This is a genomic window from Streptomyces sp. NPDC025793 (assembly GCF_055558375.1).
Window position 1 is genome coordinate 44,436 of sequence record NZ_JBVHMR010000008.1, and the last position, 25,255, is coordinate 69,690.

A 25,255-nucleotide genomic window follows, 5' to 3' on the forward strand; every position below is an offset into this window, starting at 1 on the left:
CGTGAAGGCTTCCATCGTAAACGCGCCTGCACGGCCACTGCGCGAGGGTCTCCGCCATTGTCACCAGATGGCGGGCCGCCTCGCCTGTGGAGACGGTCCATCGGAGGCACGCGTTCCCCCGATCGGCAAGGCATATGCCAAGGGACGGCCGGAAATGTTCGGCCGCCCCTGGCCGGGTGTCGTCGAACCGGCCCGAATCGATCTGACACTCCGTCAGAAAAATTAGCGAAAACTCCTCGCGCTGTTCAGGCGCGACCCGTCACGCCCGGCCCGGGAAGAAGATCTTCACCTCGCGCTCGGCGGACTCCTCGGAGTCGGAGGCGTGGATCAGGTTCTCCCGGACGATCACTCCGTAGTCCCCGCGGATGGAGCCCGGCGCGGCGGCGATCGGGTCGGTCGGGCCGGCGAGCGCACGCACGCCCTCGATGACCCGCTCGCCCTCGACGATCAGCGCGACCACCGGACCGGAGGACATGAACGCGACCAGCGGCTCGTAGAAGGGCTTGCCCTTGTGCTCGCCGTAGTGCTGCTCCAGGGTCTCCTGGTCCAGGGTCCGCAACTCCAGCGCGGTGATCTGCCAGCCGGCCTTGCGCTCGATGCGGCTGATGATCTCGCCGGTCAGGCCACGACGGACGGCGTCGGGCTTGAGCAGGACGAGGGTGCGCTGGGTCACGAGGTGCTCCTTACGACTGACGTGTGCGGTGCAACGAGGCTACAGGGCGTGTCCGTACGCCCGTCACACAGCGTCAGGTGTAGAGGAGGCGGACTCCGTGCGGGCGGCGAATACGGCCTTCGCCTCGTCCACCTTTCGGCCGAAGTGCACCGACGCCCACCACAGGGCCGCGAACACCGCGCCCATGAAGTACATGGTCGGGACGAAGATGCCGGAGGCGATCAGCGCGATCTGGAGCACCCAGCCGAGGGCCACCCCGCCCGGCCGGGTCACCATGGCGCACATCAGCACGCACAGCACCATGGCGATACCGCTGACCAGCCACACCGTCGACACCGACAGGCTCGGGTCCTTCATCGCGACGAGCCCGGCGAAGCCGATGATGAAGAACTCGCCGATCAAGGTCGAGGAGCACAGCGTACGCATCTCTTGAGCCTCAGCCCTTCCCCAGCAGCAGCCGGGCCTCGCCGACCGTGATGACAGAACCGGTGACCAGCACGCCACCGCCCGCGAACTCGCCCTCCTCCTCGGCCAGCGTGATCGCGGCCTCCAGGGCGTCCGGCAGTCGCGGCTCGACCTGGACGCGCTCCTCGCCGAACACCTCGACGGCGATCGCGGCCAGCTCGTCCGCGTCCATGGCCCGCGGGGTGGAGTTCTGCGTGACGACGACCTCGGCGAAGATCGGCTCGAAGGCCTCCAGCAGGCCGCGCACGTTCTTGTCGCCGCTCGCGCCCACGACGCCGATCAGCCGGGTGAAGTCGAACGCCTCCCGCACGGCCTCGGCCGTGGCCTCGGCGCCCGCCGGGTTGTGCGCGGCGTCCAGCACGACGGTCGGGGAGCGCCGTACGACCTCCAGCCGGCCCGGGGAGGACACGGCCGCGAAGGCCTTGCGGACGGTGTCGGTGTCGAGCGGCTGCGCGCGCTGGGCGCCGACGCCGAAGAACGCCTCGACGGCGGCGAGCGCGACGGCCGCGTTGTGCGCCTGGTGGGCGCCGTGCAGCGGGAGGTACACCTCGGGGTACTCGCCGCCCAGGCCGCGCAGCGTGAGCATCTGCCCGCCGACGGCGACCTGCCGCGCCACGACCCCGAACTCCAGCCCCTCGCGGGCCACGGTGGCGTCCACCTCGACGGCCTTCTTCAGCAGCACCTGTGCCGCGTCGACCGGCTGCTGGGCCAGGATCACCGTCGCGTCCTGCTTGATGATCCCGCTCTTCTCACCGGCGATCTCGGCGGGCGTCTCGCCCAGCCGGTCCGTGTGGTCCAGGTCGATGGGCGTGATCACGGCGACGTCGCCGTCGATGACGTTGGTGGCGTCCCAGGAGCCGCCCATGCCGACCTCGACGACCGCGACGTCGACGGGCGCGTCCGCGAAGGCGGCGTACGCCATGCCCGTGAGCACCTCGAAGAAGGACAGCCGGAAATCCTGCGCGGCGTCGACCATCTCGACGTACGGCTTGATGTCCTGGTACGTCTCGATGAACCGCTCGGCGGAGATCGGGGCGCCGTCCAGGCTGATCCGCTCGGTGATCGACTGCACGTGGGGGCTGGTGTAGCGGCCGGTGCGCAGCTCGAAGGCGCCGAGGAGGGCCTCGATCATGCGGGCGGTGGAGGTCTTGCCGTTCGTGCCCGTGATGTGGATCGAGGGGTACGAGCGCTGCGGCTCGCCGAGCAGGTCCATCAGCGCGGAGATGCGGCTGACCGAGGGCTCCAGCTTGGTCTCGCCCCAGCGGCCGGCCAGCTCCGTCTCGACCTCGCGCAGGGCCCGGTCGACCTCGGGGTCCTCGGGCCGCCCGGGTACCTCGGCCTGCGGCTGCCCGCCCTGGGTGCGCAGCGTACGGCTGCCGGCCTCGATCACCGCGAGGTCGGGGTCGCGCGTGGTCTCGGCCTCGACGAGTTCGTCGAAGCTGTCGAGAGGGTCGGGCCGGTCGTCTTCGTGCGGGTGGTCGCTCACAGGGTCAGTCTACGGAGGGGGAGTGACAAAGGGTGCGGCGGCTTGTACGGCCGCGGGCCCGGCGTCCGCTCGACACCGGGCCCGCGTTCCTCCGCGCCGCGGAGACCAGTCACTTGATCAAGCTGCCGGCAGCTTCTCCAACTGGGCCGTGATCCGCGCGATGTCCTCCTCCGCCTTGGCCAGGCGGGTGCGGATCTTGTCCACCACGTGGTCCGGGGCCTTGCCCAGGAAGGCTTCGTTGCCGAGCTTGGCGTTCGCCTGGGCCTTCTCCTTCTCGGCCGCGGCCAGGTCCTTCGCGAGGCGCTTGCGCTCGGCCGCCACGTCGATCGTGCCGGAGAGGTCGAGGGCGACCTCGGCGCCGGCGACCGGGAGGGTGGCCGTCGCGGTGAACGAGTCGCCCTCCGGCTGGAGACGCAGGAGCTGGCGGATGGCTGCCTCGTGCGGCGCCAGCGCCGTACCGTCCAGGGTCAGGCGGGCCGGGACGCGCTGGCCGGGCTGGAGGCCCTGGTCGGCGCGGAAGCGGCGGACCTCGGTGATGACCGACTGGAGCGACTCGATCTCCTGCTCGGCCGTCCGGTCGCGGAAGCCACTGTCCTTCGGCCAGTCGGCGATCACGATCGACTCGCCGCCCGTCAGCGTCGTCCACAGCGTCTCGGTGACGAACGGGACGACCGGGTGGAGGAGCTTCAGGGTGACGTCCAGGACCTCGCCGAGGACGCGCTTGCTGACCTCGGCCGGAGCGCCGCCCGCCATGAAGACGGTCTTGGACAGCTCGACGTACCAGTCGAAGACCTCGTCCCACGCGAAGTGGAAGAGGGCGTCGGAGAGCTTGGCGAACTGGAAGTCCTCGTAGAACGCGTCGACTTCGGCGACGACCGAGTTGAGGCGGGAGAGGATCCAGCGGTCCGTGGCGGACATCGCGGAGGCGTCCGGCAGCGGGCCTTCCACCGTGGCGCCGTTCATCAGCGCGAAGCGGGTGGCGTTCCAGATCTTGTTGGCGAAGTTGCGGGAGCCCTGGACCCAGTCCTCGCCGATCGGGACGTCGACACCGGGGTTCGCGCCACGGGCGAGCGTGAAGCGGAGCGCGTCGGAGCCGTACTTGTCCATCCAGTCCAGCGGGTTGACCGCGTTGCCGAAGGACTTCGACATCTTCTTGCCGAACTGGTCGCGGACCATGCCGTGCAGGGCGATGGTGTGGAACGGCGGGGTGCCGTCCATCGCGTACAGGCCGAACATCATCATCCGGGCGACCCAGAAGAAGAGGATGTCGTAGCCGGTGACCAGGACGGAGTTCGGGTAGAACTTCGCGAGCGACTCGGTCTGTTCGGGCCAGCCCAGGGTGGAGAAGGGCCACAGGCCGGAGGAGAACCAGGTGTCGAGGACGTCGGTGTCCTGGTGCCAGCCCTCCGCCTCGGTGCCGGGCGGCTGCTCGTCGGGCCCGACGCAGACGACCTCGCCGTTCGGCCCGTACCAGACCGGAATCCGGTGACCCCACCACAACTGCCGCGAGATGCACCAGTCGTGGAGGTTGTCGACCCAGTCGAAGTACCGCTTCTCCATCTCCTGCGGGTGGATCTTGACCTTGCCCTCGCGGACGGCGTCACCGGCCGCCTTCGCGAGCGGGCCGACCTTGACCCACCACTGCATCGACAGGCGCGGCTCGATGGTGGTCTTGCAGCGCGAGCAGTGGCCGACGGAGTGGAGGTACGGCCGCTTCTCGGCGACGATCCGGCCCTCGGCGCGCAGCGCGGCGACGATAGCCGAGCGGGCCTCCAGGCGGTCCATGCCCTGGAAGGGGCCGTGGACCGTGATGACGGCGTGCTCGTCCATCACCGTGAGGGACGGCAGGTCGTGCCGCTGGCCGATCTCGAAGTCGTTCGGGTCGTGGGCCGGGGTGACCTTGACGGCGCCGGTGCCGAACTCGGGGTCGACGTGCTCGTCGGCGACGACCGGGATGGAGCGGTCGGTCAGCGGGAGCCGGATGAGCTTTCCGACGAGGTGCTTGTACCGCTCGTCCTCGGGGTGGACGGCGACGGCCGTGTCACCCAGCATCGTCTCGGCACGGGTCGTGGCGACGACGATGGTGTCGTCCCCCTCGCCGTACGTCATGGAGACCAGCTCGCCGTCGTCGTCCTGGTACTCCACCTCGATGTCCGAGATGGCCGTCAGACAGCGCGGGCACCAGTTGATGATGCGCTCGGCGCGGTAGATCAGCTCGTCGTCGTAGAGCCGCTTGAAGATGGTCTGGACGGCCTGCGACAGCCCCTCGTCCATCGTGAAGCGCTCACGCGACCACGCGACGCCGTCACCGAGGCGGCGCATCTGCCCGCTGATCTGCCCGCCGGACTCGCCCTTCCACTGCCAGACGCGCTCGACGAAGGCGTCCCGTCCCAGGTCGTGCCGGGACTTGCCTTCCTTGCCCAGCTCGCGCTCGACGACGTTCTGCGTGGCGATGCCGGCGTGGTCCATGCCCGGCTGCCAGAGCGTCTCGAAGCCCTGCATGCGCTTACGGCGCGTCAGCGCGTCGATGAGCGTGTGCTCGAAGGCATGACCCAGGTGGAGGCTGCCGGTGACGTTGGGCGGCGGGATGACGACGGTGAACGGCGGCTTCTCGCTCTTCGCGTCCGCCTCGAAGTAACCGCGCTCTACCCAGCGCTCGTACAGCGGCCCCTCTACATCGGCCGGCGCGTACTGGGTCGGCAGTTCGGGGTCGGGCGCGGGTGGCTGCTGCTGAGCGTTCTCGGTCACGGGGGTCAGTTTAGAGGTGTCACGGGGTGGTCCCGAAACGCGTTTGTTCTGTAACGGTGCGCACCCCGGTGCCGCGAGTTTCCCGTGGCTGGTCCAGGATGTGTGGAACACATAAGCGTCCTAGGGGGAACCCAGAAATGAGCAACAACCAGCCGGGCCCGTACGGCCAGCCGCCCCAGCAGCCGGGTCCGTACGGCCAGCCGGGGCAGCCGGGTCCGTACGGTCAGCCGGGGCCCTACGGCCAGCCGGGCCAGCCGGGCCCGTACGGCCAGCAGCCGCAGGCTCCGCAGCCCGGCTACGGCTACCCCCAGCAGGCCCCGCCGGCGGCCCCGCCGCAGCCGGGTTACGGCTACCCGCAGCAGGGCGGCGTGCCGCCGCAGCCGAACCCGTACGGCCAGCAGCCGGGGCCTTACGGTCAGCAGCCGTACGGGGTGCCGCAGCCGCCGGCTGCCGGGGGCGGCGGCAAGAAGGCGGCCGTCATCATCGGCGCGGTGGCGGTCGTGGCGGCCATCGCGGTCGGGGCGTACCTCGTGATCGGCGGGGGTGGCGGCGGGGGTTCCGTCGCGGACGACGGTGCCCACAAGCTGGTGGCGCCGCAGTCGGTGATCAACGGCACCTACACGAAGAACGCCGACGCCGGCTCTTCGGACACCATGACCGACTCGGACCGCTCGGACTTCGAGAAGTGGGGAGTGAGCAACCCCCAGCAGGTGACCGGTGTCTACGACAGCGGCACGGGGCTCACCAAGAAGGGGCTCAACTTCAAGGGCGTGTACGGGACCATCAAGGATCCGGAGGCGGTCGTCGATGCCATGTTCGCCAAGGCCAAGGCGGGCTCGGAGAAGAACCGGAGCGACGACTCCGGCTTCCAGGGCAAGCTGATCGGCAGCCCCCAGACCGTCAACCCCTCGGGCCTCTCCAACGCCGTCATGAAGTGTCAGGTGGCCCAGCTCGACACCTCCGGCTCCGCGCAGTCCGGGGTGCCCAAGACGGTGAAGATGCCGGTGTGCATCTGGGGTGACCACAGCACCGTCGCCCTGGTCACGGCCTACAGCGTCGCCTCCATCGCCTCGGGCGACGGCGGCACGGTCGACGACACGGCGTCGCTTGCGGCCAAGCTGCGCAACGACGTCCGCGTCAAGGCCTGACGCCGTCGGCCGTCATAGCGAAAGGGCCCCGGACGGTTCGCCGTCGGCAGGGGCCCTTTTCCGCTACGCAGGCGGCGGCGTACGACCTTTCCAGCCCCTGAGGGCGCCCGACACAGGTGCGTCGGGCGCCTTGTTTCGCAGAGCTGCTTACGCCGACTTCTGCTCCCCCGACCCCCGCCCCCGCGAATCCCGCGGAATGAGAGTCGGGTTGACGTTGGAGAGGACGACGTCGGCGGTGATGACGACGCGGGCGACGTCCTTGCGGGACGGGACCTCGTACATCACGCCCTGGAGGACTTCCTCCATGATGGCGCGCAGGCCGCGGGCGCCGGTCTGGCGGAGGATGGCCTGGTCGGCGATGGCCTCCAGGGCCTCGCGCTCGAAGTCCAGCTCCACGCCGTCGAGTTCGAAGAGGCGCTGGTACTGCTTGACCAGCGCGTTGCGGGGCTCGACGAGGATCTTCAGGAGGGCTTCGCGGTCGAGGTTGTGGACCGAGGTGATCACCGGGAGACGGCCGATGAACTCCGGGATCATGCCGAACTTGACCAGGTCCTCCGGCATGACGTCCTCGAAGACGTCCTTGGACTCCAGCTCGCGCTTGGAGAGGATCGTGGCGCCGAAGCCGATGCCCTTGGCGCCCGCGCGGGCCTCGATGATCTTCTCCAGTCCGGCGAAGGCGCCGCCCACGATGAACAGGACGTTCGTCGTGTCGATCTGGATGAACTCCTGGTGCGGGTGCTTGCGGCCGCCCTGGGGCGGGACCGAGGCCGTGGTGCCCTCCAGGATCTTGAGCAACGCCTGCTGGACGCCTTCGCCCGACACGTCGCGCGTGATCGAGGGATTCTCGCTCTTGCGGGCCACCTTGTCGATCTCGTCGATGTAGATGATCCCGGTTTCGGCCTTCTTGACGTCGTAGTCGGCCGCCTGGATCAGCTTCAGGAGGATGTTCTCGACGTCCTCGCCCACGTAGCCCGCCTCCGTGAGCGCCGTGGCGTCGGCGATGGCGAAGGGGACGTTGAGCATGCGCGCCAGGGTCTGCGCGAGGAGGGTCTTGCCGGAGCCCGTCGGGCCCAGCAGGAGGATGTTGGACTTCGCCAGCTCGATGGCGTCGTCACGGCCGCTCGCGCCGCCGTTCTCGCCCGCCTGGACCCGCTTGTAGTGGTTGTACACCGCGACGGAGAGGGCCTTCTTCGCCGCCTCCTGGCCGACTACATAGCCTTCGAGGAACTCGTAGATCTCGCGGGGCTTGGGCAGTTCCTCCCAGCGCACCTCGCTGGTCTCCGCGAGCTCTTCCTCGATGATCTCGTTGCAGAGATCGATGCACTCGTCGCAGATGTACACACCGGGCCCTGCGATGAGCTTCTTGACCTGCTTCTGGCTCTTGCCGCAGAACGAGCACTTGAGCAGATCGCCGCCGTCACCGATGCGTGCCACGGTGTGCTTCCCCTTCGCCTGGGAGACGACCGGACGCTTTCGAGTCCAGCGGCTCCTGGTGCTGCCTTATGTCGACGGTACCTTGCCGGGCCCCGTGTTCGGGCCCCCCTTGGCAGGGTTCACTTTGACGTGCACCGCGCCAAGAGGGGCTCAGAGTATGCCGCTCCGCGTCAGCGGACCGCGGCGTTGTTCAGCTTGCGGGTGGAGATGATCTGGTCGACGAGGCCGTATTCCAGCGCCTCCTCGGCCGTGAGGATCTTGTCGCGCTCGATGTCCTCGCGAACCTTCTCGATCGGCTGGTTCGAGTGCTTGGCCAGCATGTTCTCCAGCTGCTCACGCATCCGGGTGAACTCGTTGGCGATGATCTCCAGGTCGGAGAGCTGACCGCGGCCGGTCGAACCCGCCGGCTGGTGGATCAGCACGCGCGAGTTCGGCAGGGCCATGCGCTTGCCGGGCGTTCCGGCGGCGAGCAGGATGGCCGCGGCGGAGGCGGCCTGACCCATGCAGACCGTCTGGATGTCGGGCTTCACGAACTGCATCGTGTCGTAGATCGCCGTGAGGGCGGTCATGTCGCCGCCGGGGCTGTTGATGTAGATCGAGATGTCCCGGTCCGGGTCCATCGACTCCAGGCACAGCAGCTGCGCCATGACGTCGTTGGCGGAGGCGTCGTCGATCTGGACGCCCAGGAAGATCACGCGCTCCTCGAAGAGCTTCGCGTACGGGTCGTACTCGCGGATGCCCTGGGAGGTGCGCTCGACGAAGCGCGGGACGACGTAGCGGGCGTCGGGGCGGGGCCCTTCGTACATGCCGCTGGCGGCGCCGGGGAAGCCGGAGGAATTGGTCATGGGGTTCACCGTCCTGGTGGCGTTCGGGGGGCTGGGGTCTCGGCGGTGCGTGGCGTGGCCGGGCCGGTCAGGCACCGGTGCCGCCGCCTCCCGGAACACCCGAGGCGTGCGTGATGATCTCGTCAATGAGACCGTACTCCTTGGCCTCTTCCGGGGTGAACCAGCGGTCGCGGTCGGCGTCGCGGAGGATCGTCTCGACGCTCTGGCCGGAGTGCTGCGCGGTCAGCTCGGTCATCGTCTTCTTGGTGCGCAGTAGGTACTGGGCCTGGATCTTGATGTCCGAGACCGTACCGCCCAGGCCGGCGGAGCCCTGGTGCATCATGATGTCGGTGTGCGGCAGGGAGAACCGCTTGCCGGCGGTGCCGCCGGTGAGCAGGAACTGGCCCATCGAGGCCGCCATGCCCATGCCGATGGTGACCACGTCGTTCGGGATGTACTGCATGGTGTCGTAGATCGCCATGCCGGCCGTCACCGAGCCGCCGGGGCTGTTGATGTACAGGTAGATGTCCTTGTCGGGGTCGGCGGCAAGGAGCAGCAGCTGTGCGGTGATCTTGTTGGCGATGTCGTCGTCAACCTGCTGGCCGAGGAAGATGATCCGCTCGCCGAGCAGCCGGTTGTAGACCTGGTCGCCGAGGCCACCACCGATGGAAGGCTCGCCGGCGGCGGAGGGCATCAGATTCGTCACGTATCCACCTGCTCGTCTTACGACGGCGCCGGGCCGTCTCATTGTTCTGCCTTTCATGGACCCTAACGCGATGCTCCCTTCCGGGAATCCCGCAGATGACGGTGTTCGCCGGGGGCGTAGCGGCTCCACCGGGTGCCGGTGCCTTCTCGCCGTTGGATGTGCGGTGCGTCGGCGGCTGCGGGTCCGTTGCGGCTTGTCTCGCCCACGCGGCGGAGCCGCATATCTATACAGCCCCGCGCCCCTTGAGGTCGGTCAGTCCCCAGGTACGACGAACGGGCCCCCGGGGCGAAGTGTCCCAGGGGCCCGTCGTACGCGCTTCAGAGGCGCCGCAGGGCCGCTCAGCCCTCGGTCTTCTCCTCGGAGGCCTCGGCGGCCTCGGAGGTCTCCGACGCCTCGGCGGCCTCGGTCTCCTCGTCCTCGTCGTCCAGGTCGACGATCTCGCCGTTGGTGTCCTTCACCGTGGCGGCCTCGACCACGACGGCCAGGGCCTTGCCGCGGGCGACCTCGCCGACCAGGAGCGGCACCTGGCCACCCTCGACGACGGCCTGGGCGAACTGGTCGGGGGACATGCCGGAGGAGGCGGCGCGCCGCATGAGGTGCTCGGTGAGCTCCTCCTGGTTGACGTTCAGCTGCTCCTTCTTGACCAGCTCGTCGAGGACGAACTGGGTCTTGATGCCCTTGACCGCGGCCTCACGGGTCTCGGTCTCGAACTCCTCGGCGGTCTTGCCCTGGATCTCCAGGTACTTCGCGAGGTCGAGGCCCATCTGGCCGAGCTGGTGGTGCTCCAGGTTGTGCTTGCGGGTGTTGACCTCGTCCTCGAGCAGCTTCTCGGGGACCGGGACCTCGACCAGCTCCAGGAGCTTCTCCAGGACGCGCTCCTGCGCCTGGGTGGCCTGGTCGAACTGCTTCATGTTGGCCAGGCGCTTGCGGCTGTCGGCCTTCAGCTCGTCCAGGGTGTCGAACTCGGAGGCGAGCTGCGCGAAGTCGTCGTCCAGCTCGGGGAGTTCACGGGCGGCGACCTGGGTGACCTTGACGGTGACCTCGGACTCCTTGCCGGCCGCGGAGCCGCCCTTCAGCTCGGAGGTGAAGGTGGCCTCGCCACCGGCCTCCAGGCCCTTCACGGCGTCGTCGATGCCGTCGAGCAGCTCGCCGGAGCCGATGGTGTAGGACACGCCGCTCGCGATGCCGTCCTCCAGCACCTCGCCGTCGACCTTGGCCTCCAGGTCGATGGTGACGACGTCGCCGTCCTCGGCGGCGCGCTCGACCGGGGAGGTGGAGGCGAAGCGCTCGCGGAGCTGCTCGACCGACTTCTCGACGTCCTCGTCGGTGACCTCGACGGCGTCGACCTCGACCTCGATGCCGGAGTAGTCCGGGATCTCCAGGGCGGGGCGGACGTCGACCTCGGCGGTGAAGTTCAGCGTCTCGCCGTCCTTCAGCTCGGTGATGTCGACCTCGGGCTGGCCCAGCGGGTCCAGCTCGGCCTCGTTGACCGCCTCGGTGTAGAACTTCGGGAGCGCGTCGTTGACGGCCTCCTCCAGCACCGCACCGCGGCCGAACCGCTGGTCGATGACCCGGGCCGGGATCTTGCCCTTACGGAAGCCCTTCACCGTGACCTGCTGGTTGATCTTCTTGTACGCCGCGTCGAGGCTGTCCTTGAGCTCCTCGAAGGGCACCTCGACAGTGAGCCGAACCCGGGTCGGGTTCAGGGTCTCCACGGCGCTCTTCACGGTTCGGTCTCCTTGTGGCTGACTTCTTGGTTTCTGCCGGAGCCAGACAGGTCCGGCGGATTCGCCGCCCGGAGGAGTACGTAGGCCATGGGGGCCGGGACACACGGGCGCGCAGCTTGCATAGTAACCGCAGCCGGTCAGCGCCCCAAAAGGCGATCATCGCGACCGATCGTCACGATGTCGTGAGCCGGTGGTCGGGGTGGCGGGATTTGAACCCACGGCCTTCCGCTCCCAAAGCGGACGCGCTACCAAGCTGCGCCACACCCCGTCTGGTGCGACACGTAGGGTACATGCCCCGGCCGCCCGCGTCGGCCGCATTCTTCGGGGCGGCGCACGAGAGGGCCCACGGGGGCTCGCGGGGGTCCGCCGGAGCGCCGGAGCGAAAGCCGTTGGCCTCGGCGCCGGGCGACCCGCTACGATGCCTCCAGTGCCGAGGTCACCGACCTGCGGCGCACGCTTGCGGGCGTAGCTCAATGGTAGAGCCCTAGTCTTCCAAACTAGCTACGCGGGTTCGATTCCCGTCGCCCGCTCCATACGACTCAGGGCCAGGTCAGAGGACTATTCCTCCACCTGGCCCTGATCGTTTCCGGGGGTTCCGATCAGTCCGCCGTGTCCCCCGTGTGCCCCTTGGGCTTTCGATCTTGCTTCTTCTTTGACTTCGGCTTCTTCTTGCGGCCCTTGCTGACGAGGTCGCTCACGGCGTCGGCGATCAGTCGGTCACGGCCAGCGCTGGCGTGCTGGTAGATCAGCGCGGCGCGGGCTGTGCTGTGGCCCATGCGCGTCATCAGCTCCCGCGTGCTCGCGCCGGTGGACGCGGCGAGGGTGTTGCCGGTGTGCCGAAGATCATGGAAGTGCAGGCCCTTGATCCCGGCATCGTTGCAGGTCTTGCGCCACAGCCGGTTGAAGTGGTTCCGGCGAGGCGTGGCACCCTTGGCACCGACAAAGACACGGCCATCCGCACCCGGCTCGGCGTACCGCTTCAGGTGGTCACGGATGTCCGGGACGATCGCAGCCGGGATCGAGACCGTACGCTTGCCCGCCGCGCTCTTGGGCGCCTTGATCTCGCGCTGCCCATTGTTCAGCTCAGCGACAGCCCGGCGGACGCGGACGGCGCCATGGTCCAGGTCGACATCCCGGCGGTGCAGGCCGATCAGTTCGCCCCAGCGAAGACCGAGGAACCCGGCCATGAGCACGAGAGCCCGATAGCGCGGCTGGATCGCACCGGCCACGTCGTAGACCTCCTGCACCGTCGCGGTCGGCCGTTCCGGGGTGTGCACGATGCTGGCACCCTTGATCGTGCACGGGTTGCGCCTGATCATCTGGTCTGCGACAGCCGTGCCGAGGATCGCGCGAAGCAGGGCGTACGCCTTTGCAACGGTCGTCGGACCGGTTCCGGCCGAAAGCTTGTCTGCCCGCCACCTCCGGACGAGCGGGGGCGAGATCTCGGCGACGTTGACAGCGCCGAAGGTGGGTTCGAGGTGGTGACGCAGAAGCGAGCCGTACAACTGCCGTGTCGTGGTGGTCAGTTCCCGTTCCTTGATCCAGGCAGCGGCGTACGGGCCGAACGCCACCTTCCCGGCGTCCGGGTCGTGCCAGTCGCCACGGCGCATCTCGGTCTGCTTGTCGGCAAGCCAGTCATCCGCATCCTTCTTCGTGCGGAACGTCTCGGGGGCGGGACGAAGCTGCCCGTCAGGACCGACGTAGCGAGCCTGATAGCGGCCGGACGGGAGCTTTCGGACACGGCCGAACTGTCGACGCTTACCAGCCATCAGGCAGCCCTCCCCAGGTCGGACCGGCGAGGCCGCACCGTGTTGGCGTCGATGAACGCTCGTACGGCGCTCTCGGGGACACGGACGTGACGACCCACCTTGACGTACGTGATGCGGCGCTCTTCGATCAGGCGCCGGGGGAAGCGCACCGTCGTACCCAGGACTTCGGCGACCTGGTCAACGCTGAGGTACCGCTCATTCATGGTCGTGCTCTCCTTCCTGACGCAGATCTGCGAGGACCTCGCGTGCTGTCTCGCGGTTCAGTTGGATGTCGCGGCGGATGTTGGCGGCGAGCCAGGATTCGCCGGGGGTGTGGCCGTGTCCGGCATAGGTCCAGTGGGCGAGGGTCAGGGTGGTTGCCTCCGCGTCGTCGGGGTCGGGCAGGCCGAGGGCTTCGCGTTGCTGGGCGGCGCGGTAGTCGGCGCGGGTCTGGCGGAGGGCGCCGAGGGTGGTGGAGTAGCGGCGGGACTTGGTGGAGAAGTGGCCGCGGAAGCCGAGCATGTGAGCCCAGTCCCGGAGCTTGCGTTCCGGGTAGAGCGCGTGGAGGTCGAGGCAAGCCTCGATGAGCAGCCGGGGGTGGTCGGGGATGCCGAGCAGGGTCAGGGCTTCCTTGTTGCCGACGCGGCGGTCCACGGTGCCCGTGGTTTCGGCCGCCTTGGTGGCGTATTTGGCGACGTAGGAGGCCACGGCCTGTTCGGTGATCTCCTCTCCGTGGCCGAAGGCGCCGATGGGCTGGACGTCGAGCTGTGTGCCCCAGCGGAGCGTGCGGGCGGGTTGGTCACCGGAGGGCGGCACGTCGACCTGGACGCGGGCCGCGGCGGCGTGGATGGCGTCGGTGAGCAGGTCGAGGGTGGCCCAGGCCGGGGGTGGGCTGTCGGGTCCGTCGGGTCCGTCGAAGCGGATCACGGCGTGGAAGTGGACGGCTCCGCGCTTTTGGTACTCGGCGACCTTGCCGAAGGAGACGCGGGCCTGTGCGTGGGCTTCCTTCTGGGTGAGTCCGGCGCGGCGGGCGATCTGGCGGCGGAGGTAGATCGTGAAGTACCGCCACAGGTCGGAGGCGTGGTTGTTCCACAGCACGGCGCCCGCATAGTCGTACGTCTCGGGGTTGAGCGGGGTGCCGAGTTCGGGCGCGTCCTCACCGTGGCGGGTGCCGCAGCGGCAGGGCCGGTTGCCGGGCCGGTTGTGGACGGGGCCGAATGAGGGCGCGGTGAGGGTGGCGAAGACGCGGGGGTGATCCCGGATCGTTTCGGGGGTGCCTTTGGCGGGGTCGCCGACGAGTCCCGCGCGGATGAGGTGGTAGGTGTCGCCCGCGTAGGTCCAGGCACAGGCGGGGCAGCGGGAGGCACGGCGGTTGCCGCAGGAGATCCGGAGGAAGCCGCCAGGTTCTTCGTCGGTTGCGTAATGGTGCAGGACGGTCTTGGTCTCCCGGTCGATCGTCTTGGTGGCGCCTACCAGCCGGATCGGGTCGGAGCAGCCGCCGGTACGGCGGAGCTGTTCTTGAAGGCGGTCGAAGCCGGTGGACCCGGCCAGCCTCAGCACGTCGGCGAGGGTGGCCGGGTCCAGGCCCGCCATGGTGGCGGTGTCGGTCACGGGCGGCCGCCTCGGTGGGCGGGGCCGTGGTGGGCGGTGTAGTCCTCGACCAGGGCCTTGACGTTGTCGTCGCCGTTGGCGTGGTCCTCCGCACCGCAGCCGCACACGTAGTCGCCCTGCGAGCTGGTGTAGCGGGTGCTGCCACGCACGCGCAGGCCGGGCTTTTCCTCGGTCGGGTACAGGTCGCTGGGGGGCTTGCGGAACACGCCGATCACCTCCCAGCCCGGGCGAGAGCGGGGGCGGGGACGGTGTGGCCGGTGCCCTTGCAGGTCGGGCAGGCCACGGTGAGGGTGGCGCGGGTGCCGTCGGTGTTGCGGGTGCCGGTGGTGATCGCGGCGGTGGCGAAGCCGTCGCAGTCGCGGCAGACGGGCGTGTTCAGGGCGCGCTGAGGCATGATGTGGCTTCCCTTTCGGGTCCGTTGGATCAGGAAGAGGTGGAGCCGTCCGGGGCGGCGGATCTTTGGCGAGAGAGCCGCCCCGGAGGGCGTTACTTGATGCGGCCGGAGCGCTTGCGTCCGGCGTTCCAGATGCGCTTGTCGTCCTTGGTGGCGGTCCCGTCCTTGATGCGGCCGTAGATCTCCCGCTCAAGCTGGGCGCCGCGGCGCTTGCCTTCCTCGATGTGGCGGTCCTGGTCGGGGTGGGGACGCTTGCTGAAGATGCCCATGTCAGTGACCTTTCTGGTTGTTGATCAGGGAACGGAGGACGACCGCGCAGACGGCGACGGACATCCCGGTGATGGCGACCGCGAGGAGCATGGAGACCAGGACCGCGCCGACGACGAGGACCACGGCAGTGCCGCCGCCGACGAGGGCGAGCGTGGTGCCGGGGGTGAGCTGCACCATCGGGCGGTTCGAGGCCGGGGTCACGGGAGCGACCGGGGCCGGGGCGGAGGCCGCCTGTACGGCGGGGGCCGGGGCGGTGGTCTGCGGCTGGATGACGGTCGGGGGCGGGGCGGTGTCCGGGGTCGGGTACTTCGGGGTGAACACGAGCGGGTCTCCTTCCGGTTCAGGCGGTGCACTGGTGGGTGCGGGCGGCGAGTTCGGCGGCCGAGCGGTCAGCGTGGTCGGTGGAGAAGCCGCACTTCGGGGCGGTGCAGGCGGCGGCGTGCCGGACCTGACCACGGCCGTTGTTGTACGAGCCGACCTGGACGGGCCCGATGCGGATCACGTCGTAGAAGCGGTTCGGGCGCACGGTTGAACCTCCTTGGGTGTCAGGCGAGTTGGGCGGCGATGGCCCCGGCGAGGTCGTCAGGGACGCCGAGCCGGGCGCGCAGGGTGGCGGTGTCGATGTCCGTGCCGGTGCGGGTGCGGTGGTCGGCGGCGACCTTGCGGGCGTGGTCGACCAGCGCGGGAGGAACGGCCGGGGCCGTTTCCGGCAGAGCCGGAGCGGGCTCCGGGGCGGTGATCTGCTCCGGCTCCGGCTCGGGTTCCGGGTCGGGTGCAGGTGCCGGGGTTGCGGGTGCCGGCCGAACCGGCGCCGGGTTGCCGGCCGGATCGGGTGAGGGCGAGTGGGCGAGCAGGGTGCCGCCCAGGAAGGCGAGTGCGGGCCATCCGGCGATACCGAGGCGGAGCAGCGCGGGCGGATTGGCCAGGTCGAGGAATCCGGCAGTGGCGACGTTGGCGCCGAGCGAGGCGACCAGGGCGACCAGGAACCAGCACCAGGCCAGACGGGACCGCTGCACCCGCAGCCGACGCCAGGCGGCGACCAGGAGCAGGTCAACGGAGACGGGGTAGGCCCAGGCCTTCCAGCCGGACTGTCCGGCCGCGGCGGCAAGGTCGTGCAGGTGGGCGAAGGACAGGGCCCCGGCAATCACGGCCTGAACCAGGACGGCATCCAGGCGGATCGAGCGGACCATGGTCTTCACCTCCTTCAGAGGGTTGGGCCAGGGCGGGCGGTCTGCGGTACGGCCGCCCGGTCCCGGCAGGGGGCTAGTCGGCGGGGGCTTCGCCGGAGCCGAGGCAGTTCAGGCACAGGCCCGTCTGAGCCCCGACCGCGCGACGCATGCGGCCGACCCGGACGGTGCGAGAGACCTCTCCGGTGCCCTTGCAGACCGGGCAGTCCTTGACCGGCGGCGCGGGGGTCTTGGGCGCGGCCATGAGGGTCAGTCCTCCAGCCAGCTCTGCCGCAGGCGCTCCATGCGGTCGGCGGCGCGCTCATGGGCGGCCAGTTCCTCAAGCACAGGGTTGTTGTCGTAGTCACCGACCCTGCGGGCCCGCCGCGCCTGCCTGGCCTCGTACCTCTCGTCCTCGTCGGTTACCTCGTGCCGGTTGTTGCTGTTCTTGGGCATGTGCTTCTCCTTGGAGTGGCCCGTTTCAGGCATGGCTCGGGTAGGGACCTGGCGCGAAGGCGGTCACGCCGACCGTGGAGCAGGGGTGATCAGGGAGCGGCCGGGATGGACTCGACCGGCGGGGCGTCCTTCGGGGTCGGGATGCCGAGGACGGGCCGGAACGGTGCCAGGAACGGCAGCTCCGGCGTCAGGTGGGCGAACTCGCGGCAGACGGCCGCGGCTTGTGCGGGGGTGGTTTCCGGGGTGCGGATGCGGGACCAGCCTCCGGAGGTGTCACCGGCCACCGCGATACCGGGGCGGTCCGGCTGGATCACGGTCACGGCCGAGACCGCGTCCGGGGCGATGTCGCCCAGGCCCATCTCGGCGGTCTGCTTGTCGTTGACCCGGTGCACCACCCGCCCGGTGAGCTGAGCACGCAGGGCGGTCGCGCCCTTGCCAAGGTCGGAGCCGAAGCGCTGGCCGCACACCTCCAGGTAGATCCCGACCGCGCGGGCCATCTGGCCGAGGCGGACCAGTTGCATGACCGTGCGGTCCCGGGCCGCCTCGTCCTTCTTCGAGGTCACCCAGAACAGCTCAGCCACCTCATCGACCAGGACCACGACCGGCACCGGGCGGACCTTGTCCGGCAGCGCCCACATGTCGGAGACGCCGTGGAAGGCAAGCAGGTCGAAGCGGTCTTCCATCTCGCCGACCAGCGCATCGATCAGGTGCCCGGCGCTCTGCGGGTCGGTGGCCAGAGCCGACAGCCGCGGCGCGTAGGCGCTGTGTTCCACCCCGCGCTTGCAGTCGATCCCGACCAAGGCGACGGGCAGTTGCGCCAGACCCTTGACCAGGTTGCGCTGATACACCGACTTGCCGGACAGCGTGGCGCCCAGCGTCAGGGCCATGGGGACCTTGCGGTAGTCCCGCTCGAAGACCGTGCCGTCCTCCCGCAGCGCGACAGGGACGACCAGATCACGGGGGCGGGCCGAGCGAGGAAGCCGGACCCGGCGGAGAACGTCGTACCCGGTCATCCGCAGTTCGACGTACCCCGGCTTGGTCTCCGCCACAGTCACCGACTGCACCCCGAAAGCGTGCCGGAGCCGCTGTGAGGCGGCAGCCAGGTCCGCCGGTTCCAGACCCGCCGGAAGCCGCAGCGTGATCCGCAGACCGGTCATGGTCGGCCGGACCCGGCGGACCTTCGGCGGCACCGGCCGCACCTCACGGCGGGCCACGTTCCGGGTCATGAACGCCCGCAGGCGAGACGGCTGCACCGTCAGCCCGCACACCTCCATCGTGGAGTTGTAGTTCCAGGTGAACCGGCCCCAGGTGACCGGCAGGCCCACCAGCGACCAGTACACCCGCGGGGCCCGGGCCTTGGCATAGCCGAGCCCACCGACACCGGCCGCGGCACCACCCAGCTCGAACCAGGCAGCTACATCGGTCATGATCAGGCCCCCAGCGGGGTGACCGCGACCGCGCGGAACGAGATGCCGTGACGCTTCTCGCCGTTGAAGGTGTTCTCCCAGTCACGAGCCTTCAGCCCGGTCACCGCCACGGGCGTACCCGGAGTCAGCCCCTTCGGGAGACCCGTCTCCGGCACGGTCACCTGGTAGAGGTTGCCCTCCCCCTCATCCGAGACCAGCAGGCCCACCGCCGACAGCGGAGCCTTGGTCTCCCGATCCACGGCCCGCTCACCGGTCGTCTTGTTGACCATCTTGGGTTCCGGCGCGGTCGCCACGAACACCACAGCGGTCGAAAGGTCGATCTTGAAGGACGGCATTCTGGAGTCTCCCTCTTGGGATGAGCCCCGGGCTGCGTCGTGATCTTGGCGGATGGCACGTAGCCCGGGGCGCCTTGTTCTTGCGACACCACCGAAGCTACTCGCAGAAAAACTGCGAGTCAACAGAAAAACTGTGACTAGTAGCAGAACTCCGGGTCTGCGAGACTGAGCACGGAGACAAGGGAGGAAGAAATGAGCAATTACGGGTTGTTTGTCCGCTTCACGCTCCGCGATGGCGCTGGTGCGGCGTTTGACGCGCTGATCCGAGAGACCGCCGCAGGGATCCAGGCACACGAGCCGGGCACGCTGGTGTACGCGTGCCACGAGGTCGAAGGAGCTCCCAATGAGCGGATCTTCTTCGAGCTGTATGCCGACCGAGCCGCCTTCGAGGAGCATGAGCGCCAGCCGCACACGCGCCACTTCCTGACGGAGCGGGACAAGTACGTCGAGAAGACCGAGGTTGACCGCCTTCAGCCGTACGCTGGCAAGTACCCCACCGGGGCCGAGAAGTGACAACTTCCGACGCCACGGCCCTGGGCCCGAGGGTCAAGGAGCTACGTCGCGCCGCAGGCATGTCACAGAGCGATCTTGCCGCCGCGATGGGGCGCTCAGAGAGCTGGGTGTCGCAGGTCGAAAGAGGCGTACAGCCCGTCGAGCGACTGTCGGTGCTGCAAGCTCTGGCCGACGCGCTCAACGTGTCCGTGCGAGAGCTTCGGCCGGATGCTCCCCCAGCAGAGGAAGCCGAACCAGAGGCACCAGCGAGGAGCAACGACCTTGACGGACTACGAGTAGCCCTCACGGGCCACCCTGCGTTGGGCAGCCTGTTTCAGCAGGCGCCGACCGAGCCGACTCCGTCGCTTGCCGACTTCCGTGACCAGGTCGAAGAGGCATGGACTCTCGTGCACGCATCGAGTTACGCGGCTCTGAGCGATCATCTGGCCAAGCTGTTGCCCAGCATCGAGACCGCAGTACGTCACGCACCCGCAGGTGAGCGCACGGAGCTTCACTCCCTACGCGCCAAGGCATACCAGGTGGCCGCAGCCAGCTTCACGCGACAGGACCAGGCGGATGCGGCATGGATCGCGGCAGACCGGGCACTGCAAGCAGCCGAACTCGCAGGACAGCCCTTGGAGGTCGTTGCGAGCCTCTTCCGCATGGCGCACGCCTTCATGCGACAACAGCACATGGAGCAGGCCGAGCAGGCAGCAAAGTCCGCAGTTGCCGTCATGGTGCCGAGGGCAGAGGCCCCAGCATGCCCGCCCGAAGAACTGTCGCTGTTGGGGGCAATGAACCTGGTCCTAGCGGTGATCAACGCGAGGGAGGGGAACCGGGGGCGGACCCATGAACACATCCAGCTGGCGCGAGGAATCGCGGCGCGGTTGGGCGAGGATCGCAACGACTTTGACACGGAGTTCGGGCCGACGAACGTGGAAGTCCACGCCGTGAGTACAGCGGTTGAGCTGGGGGACGCGGGGCTTGCCTTGGAGGTGGCCCAGGACGTTGACACATCGGGCCTGTCGCCCGAGCGGCAGTCGCGTTTCTTGCTTGACGTGGCGCGAGCACACGCGCAGCGGCGACACGTCGGCGAGGCCACAGCCGCGATCCTGGAGGCCGAGGCTTTGGCACCCGAGCAAATCCAAGACCATCACCTTGCCCGCGAAGTCATCCGCGACTTGATCCAGCTCTCCGGTCCCCGGGTGCCTGAAGCGCTCCGCGACTTGGCCGAGCGGAGCGCTGTTCTCTAGACCGGCCTGTTACAGGTTTCTCTACCTCATCAAGCCCCGGCTGCGCTCCGCTCCGCCGGGCGCGCTCCCGGCTCCGCCGCGGGCGACGCTCCTGCCTCCGGCCCGCTCCGCCCGCGCTGCGCCGACGCGCGCCCACGTGTGGATAGGGCCGGTGGCCATGTGTCGATCACCGCGCACGGTCAGAACAGTGCCTCCGGCGGGGGATCGGCCGGCACCGGGATGGAGGGGGCGCCGTCGCCGACTGCGGGCCCATCGTGGCGGATGCTGAGGGCTCCCATCCCGCACACCATCGACCCAGGCAGAGCCGAGCAGACGCGGCCCCTGGCGTCCAGGTCGTTCGTACAGTGGCGCGCTCCACCTGGACGCCAGGAACCACGCCTGCTCCACGGTGTGTGGGTCGACGGCGTACGGGATGGGAGCTGGGGAGAGTGGTGGGTTGAGGTGAGTGGGCGAAGCCTAGATTCGAGCCGACTCCCATCTAGTACGATCTGCGGATTCATCGCATCAGACACTCCGAGGACGATGCCCACCATGTCGTACACACCGCAAGAAACGATGCGTAACGCCCTCACTCTGACCCGCGTCCGGTTGGAGTCGCCAAGCAACCAGTTCGCCATGCCAATGAAGGCCCACGAACTGGGTCTGGCCGCCTGCGACAAGGATGCGGTCATCCGAGAGACCATGTTCCAGGTGGTCAACGTTGCAGCTCAGTTGGCAGTCGCCGCAGCAGAGGCGGAGGGCAAGGGGCGTACCCCCATCCAGATCCTGGACGAGCTGTCGGCCCTCTTCGAGATGGGCAACTCCGTAGCACCCTGGAACCTCTCGGATCCGTCCGATGGGCAGTCGGACTGACGCCAGCGTGCCCCCATCGTGCCCGATCGGGCGGCGACCAACGGGGAACACCGGGGAACAGCGGCTAGGAGCCCCGGAACGCGCAGGTCAGCGTCTTGCCAGCTCAGGCCGCATCCGCATACGCGATCTTCCAAACTAGCTACGCGGGTTCGATTCCCGTCGCCCGCTCTGTATGCCGAAGGCCCAGTCGAGAGGATGTCCTCCTCCGTCTGGGCCTTCGGTCGTCCCGGGGCCGCTCAGAACTTGATCGAGTTGATGGACTGCGCTATCGAGTCCAGGAACCGTGTGATGGAGGGGGCCATGCCGGTGGAGGCCAGGAAGAAGCCGAAAAGCATGGCAACGATGGCGGGGCCCGCCTTGATGTTGCCCCCGCGGATCAGCACCACCAGGATGACCGCCAACAGCAGCACCACAGACAGTGAAATGGCCACAACTGATCACACCCTAGGTCGGTCCGCTCTCCCGGCCCGGGGGTACGGCCCGCACCCCCGCCAGAACCATCGTGCCACCAACAGGGGCACCCTATGCGGCCTGTGACGGAACGTCGGGGATACATCAGGGGCTGGGTGCCGGATACCGGACCGGTCCGAGCGATGCGGTACACGGTAATTCGGCCACCGCGACCGGCCCGACTCGCCCGGTAATTACGCGACTTCGTTTCCACCTCCACACATCTCGCGCGCAGGTAATTCGAATTGATCGCACAGAGCCGCAATATGCCCCATTTAGTGGGTATGAATCGGGACATCTGGGGTGAATCAACGATCCAAGCGCATGTAAATCAGGGGACATTCGAAGACATTAACCAGGAATGCCTGGGCGGGTTTTACGAAATTCCACAGCCGAGGCTAGGGTGCCTCAGATGTTCGATGCCGCCTCACCTCTCGGCCACTTCCGCAGGGCACTTCCTCCGTCGCGCGTGCCGGCGGCCGGGGTGCCCGGTCCGCGTACCCCGGCCGGTGCGCAGGAGCGGCAGCCTCCCGCCGGGAGACCGGGCGCATCGCGCGACGCGTTCTTCGACAACGTCAAGTACCTGGCGATCGTGCTGGTGGCCGCGGGCCACTCCTGGGCGCCGCTCAAGAGCGACAGCCGCGTCCTCGAAGGCCTGTACAACGTCGTGTACACCTTCCACATGCCGGCGTTCGTCATCATCTCCGGCTACTTCTCGCGCAGCTTCGACATGCGCCCCGACCGGCTGAAGCGCCTGGTCACCGGGATCGCCGTGCCGTACGTCGTGTTCCAGACGGCGTACCTGCTGTTCCGGCACTTCGTCGGCCACTCCCCCGAGCCGTTCGACCTCGTCTCCCCCTGGTACCTGACGTGGTTCCTGTGCGCGCTGTTCGTCTGGCGCCTGAGCAGCCCCCTGTGGAAGCTGATGCGCCGGCCGGTGCCGGTCGCGCTCGGGATCGCCGTGGTCGGCTCGGTCTCCCTGGGCACCGGGGGCGCCCTGGACCTGGGACGCGTCCTGCAGTTCCTGCCCTTCTTCGTGCTGGGCCTGAAGCTGGAACCCGAGCACTTCGCCGCGCTGCGCCGCAGGTGGGTGCGGATCGCGTCGGTGCCGGTGGCCGCGGCGGCGCTGGCTGTCGGCTGGTGGACCGCGCCGCGCCTGGACGACAACTGGTTCTACCGGGAGAGCGCCGCGCAGAAGCTGGGCGCGCCGTGGTGGACCGGCCCGCTCATGACGCTGGCGCTGTTCGCCTGTGCGCTGCTGCTGACCGCCGTCTTCTTCGCCTGGGTACCCCGGCGCAGGACGTGGTTCACCGCTCTCGGCGCGGGCACGCTGTACGGCTATCTGCTGCACGGCTTCGTGGTGAAGACCGCCACCTACGGCGGCTGGTTCGACCACGCCTGGCTGCACGGCCCGCTCGGCGAGATCGTCGTGACGCTGCTGGCGGGCTCCGTCGTCACGCTGCTGTGCACCAGGCCGGTCCAGCGGGTCTTCCACTTCGCGATGGAGCCGAGGATGGAGTGGGCGTTCCGGCAGGACGCGGCCGAGCTCTCCCGCGAGCGGGAGATGAAGGAGAGGGCGGCGGCCCGGGAGTCGGTCGCCGTCTAGGAGGTCGGGGGTGGGGTCGGCGAGCGGCGACGACGCGGCTGGGTGGTTCGGCTCACTCGTCGCCGAGACCGAGGAGCGCGCGCATCGCCGCGTACTTCTCGGTCAGTCGTCCGCGGGTCGGCTCGGCCAGCACCGCGAGGCGCTCCGGGTCGGCGTTGTGGGCCAGGTCGGCCTCCTTCACCAGGCGCGCGCCCGGGGTGGCGAGGATCCGCCGCGCGTACGCCGCCGGCTCCTCCCCCGCCCGTTTGGTGAGGGCGTCCACGATGGCCTTGGTGCGCTCGGTCAGGGCGGCCGCCGCCAGCCACTCCCGGCTGAGCGCGTCGTCCTCGACGGCGTCGTGCAGCCAGGCCGCCGCGATCTGCTCCGCATCCCCGCCGCGGACGCGCACGCCCTCGGCGACGGCGGCGAGGTGTCCGGCGTACGGCCGTCCCGCCTTGTCGGTCTGCCCCGCGTGGGCGGCCCGCGCCAGGGCCTCCACCTCGGCGAGCGTCAGCAGGGCCGCGGGCGCGGACGAAGGCGCGGCCACCGGCTCGGGCACGGGCGACGACGCGGGCGTGGGCTGTGTCATCGCCCCAGTGTGCCCCGTCCCCGGCGCGCTCCGTCCGCCCGGTGCCCCGCCCGCCCACCGGAACCCCGGCCCCCCGCCGGCGAAGGCACGCGGTGGATCAGTGGAGCTGCGGTGGTGTCGGTGACTGGCGGCAGATCAGGAGCAGGGCCCGGTCGTCGTTGACGTCCTTGGCCACGGCCTCGATCAGATGCCAGGCGGCGCCGTGGAAGCCGCCGGCGACGTAGCGGTCGGCCTCGCCGGTGAGGCGGTCCATGCCCTCGACGATGTCCCGGTCGGAGGTCTCCACCAGGCCGTCGGTGAAGAGCATCAGGACGTCGCCCGGGCGCAGCGAGCCCTTCACCGGGTCGAACTGTGCGCCGTCGTACACGCCGAGCAGCGGGCCCTCGGCGGCCTTCTCCTCCCAGCGGCCGCTGCCCGCGCTGAGCTGGAGGCCCGGCGGATGGCCGGCGGTGTACAGCTCGTAGTCCCCGGAGTCGAGGTCCAGGACGAGATGGATGGAGGTGGCGAAGCCCTCGTCCCAGTCCTGGCGCAGGAGGTAGCCGTTCGCGGCGGGGAGGAAGGCGTGCGGGGGCAGGGAGCCGAGGAGGCCGCCGAAGGCGCCCGACAGGAGCAGGGCGCGCGAGCCCGCGTCCATGCCCTTGCCGGAGACGTCCGTGAGCACGACCTCCAGGGTGCGGCCGCCGTTCGTACGGGCCGCGACGACGAAGTCGCCGGAGAAGGACTGGCCGCCGGCCGGCCGCAGCGCCATCTCGTGGTGCCAGCCCTGCGGCAGCTTCGGCAGCTTGCTCTGTACCCGGATCCGTTCGCGCAGGTCGAACAGCATGGTGCCGCCGCGCCGCCAGGGCACGCCGACCCGGCTGCGGAACTGGGCCGTGAGCAGGCCGAAGAAGCCGCAGGCCGCGACGACGAGGACCACGCCCGGGGTGACGCGGCTCGGTCCCTCCGTGTACGGGCCCAGCCGGACCGACTCCACGATCAGGGCGGTCGCCCCGGCCGCGTACAGTCCGAGCAGGCTCGCCGGGCGCAGCAGCAGGCCGCCCGCGACGATCGGCAGCACCAGCGTGGCCGGGGAGCACCACACCGAGTCGACCAGGGTCATGGCCATGAGGACCGGGATGGTCAGCAGCAGTCCGGCGAACGCGATCCAGTCGGAGCCGTCGCCGCGGAAGTAGTCCACGGCGCTTCTGCGCAGGCCGGTGCGGACCCGGTGCCACTGCATCTTCCACCGGGCCGTGAACGTCTCGGCCTTCGCGCGCCGCTCTCGTCCTGCTGCCATTAGTTCGCGACCCTATCCATCGGACCGGTTCCTTGGCACGGGAGGTCCCACTTGTCCCCCCTCCGGGGCTCCCCCGACGGCTTTTCCGGGGCTCCTGGGCACAGTTGGTCCTCACAGTGAACGGCACGCGCGGCCGCCGC

At 69.3% G+C, this 25,255-nt stretch carries 29 protein-coding genes and 2 tRNA genes; 6 read left to right on the forward strand and 25 right to left on the reverse strand.

Annotated features, from left to right (window positions below; all coding sequences use genetic code 11):
- Positions 1 to 259 precede the first annotated feature (259 nt).
- From ndk to ACZ4MF_RS17560, 4 genes are all read right to left on the reverse strand, one after another.
- Positions 260 to 673: a nucleoside-diphosphate kinase gene (gene ndk / locus ACZ4MF_RS17545; RefSeq protein WP_071374337.1), complete on the reverse strand. Its 414-nt coding sequence runs from the start codon at positions 671 to 673 to the stop codon at positions 260 to 262.
- 63 nt (positions 674 to 736) lie between these two features.
- Complete coding sequence (locus tag ACZ4MF_RS17550; protein ID WP_467492864.1) at positions 737 to 1,099, reverse strand: DUF4233 domain-containing protein; 363 nt, start codon at positions 1,097 to 1,099, stop codon at positions 737 to 739.
- Between the two features lie 10 nt (positions 1,100 to 1,109).
- Positions 1,110 to 2,624, reverse strand: coding sequence for a bifunctional tetrahydrofolate synthase/dihydrofolate synthase (folC, locus tag ACZ4MF_RS17555; RefSeq protein ID WP_467492865.1), 1,515 nt, complete (start codon positions 2,622 to 2,624; stop codon positions 1,110 to 1,112).
- Between the two features lie 117 nt (positions 2,625 to 2,741).
- Complete coding sequence (locus tag ACZ4MF_RS17560) at positions 2,742 to 5,372, reverse strand: valine--tRNA ligase (protein WP_467492866.1); 2,631 nt, start codon at positions 5,370 to 5,372, stop codon at positions 2,742 to 2,744.
- 137 nt (positions 5,373 to 5,509) lie between these two features.
- On the opposite strand from ACZ4MF_RS17560, the gene ACZ4MF_RS17565 reads away from it, so the two are divergent.
- Positions 5,510 to 6,520, forward strand: a complete 1,011-nt coding sequence (locus tag ACZ4MF_RS17565; protein ID WP_467492867.1) for a hypothetical protein — start codon at positions 5,510 to 5,512, stop codon at positions 6,518 to 6,520.
- Between the two features lie 147 nt (positions 6,521 to 6,667).
- Here the strand turns inward: ACZ4MF_RS17565 and clpX are convergent, their stop codons facing one another.
- The 5 genes from clpX to ACZ4MF_RS17590 form a co-directional block, all read right to left on the reverse strand.
- Positions 6,668 to 7,954: an ATP-dependent Clp protease ATP-binding subunit ClpX gene (gene clpX, locus ACZ4MF_RS17570; RefSeq protein WP_071374342.1), complete on the reverse strand. Its 1,287-nt coding sequence runs from the start codon at positions 7,952 to 7,954 to the stop codon at positions 6,668 to 6,670.
- 170 nt (positions 7,955 to 8,124) lie between these two features.
- Complete coding sequence (locus tag ACZ4MF_RS17575) at positions 8,125 to 8,799, reverse strand: ATP-dependent Clp protease proteolytic subunit (protein ID WP_467492868.1); 675 nt, start codon at positions 8,797 to 8,799, stop codon at positions 8,125 to 8,127.
- Positions 8,800 to 8,866: 67 nt separating this feature from the next.
- A complete protein-coding gene (locus ACZ4MF_RS17580) occupies positions 8,867 to 9,472 on the reverse strand; it encodes an ATP-dependent Clp protease proteolytic subunit (RefSeq protein ID WP_351026752.1) in 606 nt (201 codons plus the stop codon).
- 350 nt (positions 9,473 to 9,822) lie between these two features.
- Positions 9,823 to 11,211: a trigger factor gene (gene tig, locus ACZ4MF_RS17585; RefSeq protein WP_467492869.1), complete on the reverse strand. Its 1,389-nt coding sequence runs from the start codon at positions 11,209 to 11,211 to the stop codon at positions 9,823 to 9,825.
- A gap of 191 nt (positions 11,212 to 11,402) precedes the next feature.
- A tRNA-Pro gene (locus ACZ4MF_RS17590) sits at positions 11,403 to 11,479 on the reverse strand.
- A 191-nt stretch (positions 11,480 to 11,670) separates the two neighbouring features.
- On the opposite strand from ACZ4MF_RS17590, the gene ACZ4MF_RS17595 reads away from it, so the two are divergent.
- Positions 11,671 to 11,744 (forward strand) — tRNA-Gly (locus tag ACZ4MF_RS17595).
- A 66-nt stretch (positions 11,745 to 11,810) separates the two neighbouring features.
- Here ACZ4MF_RS17595 and ACZ4MF_RS17600 read toward each other — a convergent pair.
- The 13 genes from ACZ4MF_RS17600 to ACZ4MF_RS17660 form a co-directional block, all read right to left on the reverse strand.
- A complete protein-coding gene (locus tag ACZ4MF_RS17600) occupies positions 11,811 to 12,980 on the reverse strand; it encodes a tyrosine-type recombinase/integrase (protein ID WP_467492870.1) in 1,170 nt (389 codons plus the stop codon).
- Positions 12,980 to 13,183: an excisionase family DNA-binding protein gene (locus ACZ4MF_RS17605; protein WP_467492871.1), complete on the reverse strand. Its 204-nt coding sequence runs from the start codon at positions 13,181 to 13,183 to the stop codon at positions 12,980 to 12,982. Before ACZ4MF_RS17605 ends, ACZ4MF_RS17600 begins: the two co-directional genes overlap by 1 nt.
- On the reverse strand, positions 13,176 to 14,570 hold the full coding sequence (repSA, locus tag ACZ4MF_RS17610; protein WP_467492872.1) for a replication initiator protein RepSA: 1,395 nt from the start codon (positions 14,568 to 14,570) through the stop codon (positions 13,176 to 13,178). Before repSA ends, ACZ4MF_RS17605 begins: the two co-directional genes overlap by 8 nt.
- Positions 14,567 to 14,776, reverse strand: a complete 210-nt coding sequence (locus tag ACZ4MF_RS17615; protein ID WP_467492873.1) for a hypothetical protein — start codon at positions 14,774 to 14,776, stop codon at positions 14,567 to 14,569. The genes repSA and ACZ4MF_RS17615 overlap by 4 nt, the downstream gene beginning before the upstream one ends.
- A gap of 5 nt (positions 14,777 to 14,781) precedes the next feature.
- On the reverse strand, positions 14,782 to 14,964 hold the full coding sequence (locus ACZ4MF_RS17620; RefSeq protein ID WP_467492874.1) for a hypothetical protein: 183 nt from the start codon (positions 14,962 to 14,964) through the stop codon (positions 14,782 to 14,784).
- A 92-nt stretch (positions 14,965 to 15,056) separates the two neighbouring features.
- Complete coding sequence (locus tag ACZ4MF_RS17625) at positions 15,057 to 15,233, reverse strand: hypothetical protein (protein ID WP_467492875.1); 177 nt, start codon at positions 15,231 to 15,233, stop codon at positions 15,057 to 15,059.
- Position 15,234: 1 nt separating this feature from the next.
- Positions 15,235 to 15,555, reverse strand: a complete 321-nt coding sequence (locus tag ACZ4MF_RS17630; protein ID WP_467492876.1) for a SpdD protein — start codon at positions 15,553 to 15,555, stop codon at positions 15,235 to 15,237.
- Positions 15,556 to 15,574: 19 nt separating this feature from the next.
- Positions 15,575 to 15,760 carry a mobile element transfer protein gene (locus ACZ4MF_RS17635; RefSeq protein WP_467492877.1) on the reverse strand — a complete coding sequence of 62 codons (186 nt, stop codon included), beginning with the start codon at positions 15,758 to 15,760 and terminating at the stop codon, positions 15,575 to 15,577.
- A 19-nt stretch (positions 15,761 to 15,779) separates the two neighbouring features.
- Positions 15,780 to 16,424, reverse strand: coding sequence for a DUF2637 domain-containing protein (locus ACZ4MF_RS17640; RefSeq protein ID WP_467492878.1), 645 nt, complete (start codon positions 16,422 to 16,424; stop codon positions 15,780 to 15,782).
- Between the two features lie 73 nt (positions 16,425 to 16,497).
- Positions 16,498 to 16,665: a hypothetical protein gene (locus ACZ4MF_RS17645; protein WP_467492879.1), complete on the reverse strand. Its 168-nt coding sequence runs from the start codon at positions 16,663 to 16,665 to the stop codon at positions 16,498 to 16,500.
- A 5-nt stretch (positions 16,666 to 16,670) separates the two neighbouring features.
- Positions 16,671 to 16,856 (reverse strand): hypothetical protein, encoded by a 186-nt coding sequence (locus tag ACZ4MF_RS17650; RefSeq protein WP_467492880.1) that lies wholly within the window; start codon positions 16,854 to 16,856, stop codon positions 16,671 to 16,673.
- 89 nt (positions 16,857 to 16,945) lie between these two features.
- Positions 16,946 to 18,283 (reverse strand): FtsK/SpoIIIE domain-containing protein, encoded by a 1,338-nt coding sequence (locus ACZ4MF_RS17655; RefSeq protein WP_467492881.1) that lies wholly within the window; start codon positions 18,281 to 18,283, stop codon positions 16,946 to 16,948.
- A 2-nt stretch (positions 18,284 to 18,285) separates the two neighbouring features.
- Complete coding sequence (locus tag ACZ4MF_RS17660; RefSeq protein WP_467492882.1) at positions 18,286 to 18,618, reverse strand: SCO3933 family regulatory protein; 333 nt, start codon at positions 18,616 to 18,618, stop codon at positions 18,286 to 18,288.
- Positions 18,619 to 18,810: 192 nt separating this feature from the next.
- Between ACZ4MF_RS17660 and ACZ4MF_RS17665 the strand changes: the two genes are divergently transcribed.
- From ACZ4MF_RS17665 to ACZ4MF_RS17675, 3 genes are all read left to right on the forward strand, one after another.
- Positions 18,811 to 19,131 carry a putative quinol monooxygenase gene (locus ACZ4MF_RS17665; protein ID WP_467492883.1) on the forward strand — a complete coding sequence of 107 codons (321 nt, stop codon included), beginning with the start codon at positions 18,811 to 18,813 and terminating at the stop codon, positions 19,129 to 19,131.
- Positions 19,128 to 20,363, forward strand: a complete 1,236-nt coding sequence (locus tag ACZ4MF_RS17670; protein ID WP_467492884.1) for a helix-turn-helix domain-containing protein — start codon at positions 19,128 to 19,130, stop codon at positions 20,361 to 20,363. The genes ACZ4MF_RS17665 and ACZ4MF_RS17670 overlap by 4 nt, the downstream gene beginning before the upstream one ends.
- A 531-nt stretch (positions 20,364 to 20,894) precedes the next feature.
- Complete coding sequence (locus tag ACZ4MF_RS17675) at positions 20,895 to 21,215, forward strand: hypothetical protein (protein WP_467492885.1); 321 nt, start codon at positions 20,895 to 20,897, stop codon at positions 21,213 to 21,215.
- Positions 21,216 to 21,451: 236 nt separating this feature from the next.
- Here ACZ4MF_RS17675 and ACZ4MF_RS17680 read toward each other — a convergent pair whose 3' ends face one another.
- Positions 21,452 to 21,646 carry a hypothetical protein gene (locus ACZ4MF_RS17680; RefSeq protein ID WP_356022800.1) on the reverse strand — a complete coding sequence of 65 codons (195 nt, stop codon included), beginning with the start codon at positions 21,644 to 21,646 and terminating at the stop codon, positions 21,452 to 21,454.
- A gap of 431 nt (positions 21,647 to 22,077) precedes the next feature.
- On the opposite strand from ACZ4MF_RS17680, the gene ACZ4MF_RS17685 reads away from it, so the two are divergent.
- Entirely contained in the window at positions 22,078 to 23,271 is a 1,194-nt protein-coding gene (locus ACZ4MF_RS17685; protein WP_467492886.1) for an acyltransferase family protein, read from the forward strand.
- A gap of 52 nt (positions 23,272 to 23,323) precedes the next feature.
- On the opposite strand, the gene ACZ4MF_RS17690 is transcribed toward ACZ4MF_RS17685, so the two are convergent.
- Together ACZ4MF_RS17690 and ACZ4MF_RS17695 are read right to left on the reverse strand one after the other, a co-directional pair.
- Complete coding sequence (locus tag ACZ4MF_RS17690; RefSeq protein WP_467492888.1) at positions 23,324 to 23,839, reverse strand: HD domain-containing protein; 516 nt, start codon at positions 23,837 to 23,839, stop codon at positions 23,324 to 23,326.
- A 97-nt stretch (positions 23,840 to 23,936) separates the two neighbouring features.
- Positions 23,937 to 25,115: a SpoIIE family protein phosphatase gene (locus ACZ4MF_RS17695; protein ID WP_467492889.1), complete on the reverse strand. Its 1,179-nt coding sequence runs from the start codon at positions 25,113 to 25,115 to the stop codon at positions 23,937 to 23,939.
- Positions 25,116 to 25,255 lie beyond the last annotated feature (140 nt).

Excerpts from the sequence above, each read along its gene's own strand:
- ACZ4MF_RS17625 (WP_467492875.1), bottom strand. The coding sequence starts at position 15,233 with ATGGGCATCTTCAGCAAGCGTCCCCACCCCGACCAGGACCGCCACATC.
- ACZ4MF_RS17605 (WP_467492871.1), bottom strand. The coding sequence starts at position 13,183 with ATGAATGAGCGGTACCTCAGCGTTGACCAGGTCGCCGAAGTCCTGGGT.
- ACZ4MF_RS17620 (WP_467492874.1), bottom strand. The coding sequence starts at position 14,964 with ATGCCTCAGCGCGCCCTGAACACGCCCGTCTGCCGCGACTGCGACGGC.
- ACZ4MF_RS17675 (WP_467492885.1), top strand. The coding sequence starts at position 20,895 with ATGTCGTACACACCGCAAGAAACGATGCGTAACGCCCTCACTCTGACC.
- ACZ4MF_RS17640 (WP_467492878.1), bottom strand. The coding sequence starts at position 16,424 with ATGGTCCGCTCGATCCGCCTGGATGCCGTCCTGGTTCAGGCCGTGATT.
- ACZ4MF_RS17695 (WP_467492889.1), bottom strand. The coding sequence starts at position 25,115 with ATGGCAGCAGGACGAGAGCGGCGCGCGAAGGCCGAGACGTTCACGGCC.
- ACZ4MF_RS17600 (WP_467492870.1), bottom strand. The coding sequence starts at position 12,980 with ATGGCTGGTAAGCGTCGACAGTTCGGCCGTGTCCGAAAGCTCCCGTCC.
- ACZ4MF_RS17685 (WP_467492886.1), top strand. The coding sequence starts at position 22,078 with ATGTTCGATGCCGCCTCACCTCTCGGCCACTTCCGCAGGGCACTTCCT.
- ACZ4MF_RS17645 (WP_467492879.1), bottom strand. The coding sequence starts at position 16,665 with ATGGCCGCGCCCAAGACCCCCGCGCCGCCGGTCAAGGACTGCCCGGTC.
- ACZ4MF_RS17655 (WP_467492881.1), bottom strand. The coding sequence starts at position 18,283 with ATGACCGATGTAGCTGCCTGGTTCGAGCTGGGTGGTGCCGCGGCCGGT.
- ACZ4MF_RS17565 (WP_467492867.1), top strand. The coding sequence starts at position 5,510 with ATGAGCAACAACCAGCCGGGCCCGTACGGCCAGCCGCCCCAGCAGCCG.
- ACZ4MF_RS17650 (WP_467492880.1), bottom strand. The coding sequence starts at position 16,856 with ATGCCCAAGAACAGCAACAACCGGCACGAGGTAACCGACGAGGACGAG.
- ACZ4MF_RS17550 (WP_467492864.1), bottom strand. The coding sequence starts at position 1,099 with ATGCGTACGCTGTGCTCCTCGACCTTGATCGGCGAGTTCTTCATCATC.
- ACZ4MF_RS17660 (WP_467492882.1), bottom strand. The coding sequence starts at position 18,618 with ATGCCGTCCTTCAAGATCGACCTTTCGACCGCTGTGGTGTTCGTGGCG.
- ACZ4MF_RS17665 (WP_467492883.1), top strand. The coding sequence starts at position 18,811 with ATGAGCAATTACGGGTTGTTTGTCCGCTTCACGCTCCGCGATGGCGCT.
- ACZ4MF_RS17690 (WP_467492888.1), bottom strand. The coding sequence starts at position 23,839 with ATGACACAGCCCACGCCCGCGTCGTCGCCCGTGCCCGAGCCGGTGGCC.
- ACZ4MF_RS17580 (WP_351026752.1), bottom strand. The coding sequence starts at position 9,472 with ATGCCCTCCGCCGCCGGCGAGCCTTCCATCGGTGGTGGCCTCGGCGAC.
- ACZ4MF_RS17575 (WP_467492868.1), bottom strand. The coding sequence starts at position 8,799 with ATGACCAATTCCTCCGGCTTCCCCGGCGCCGCCAGCGGCATGTACGAA.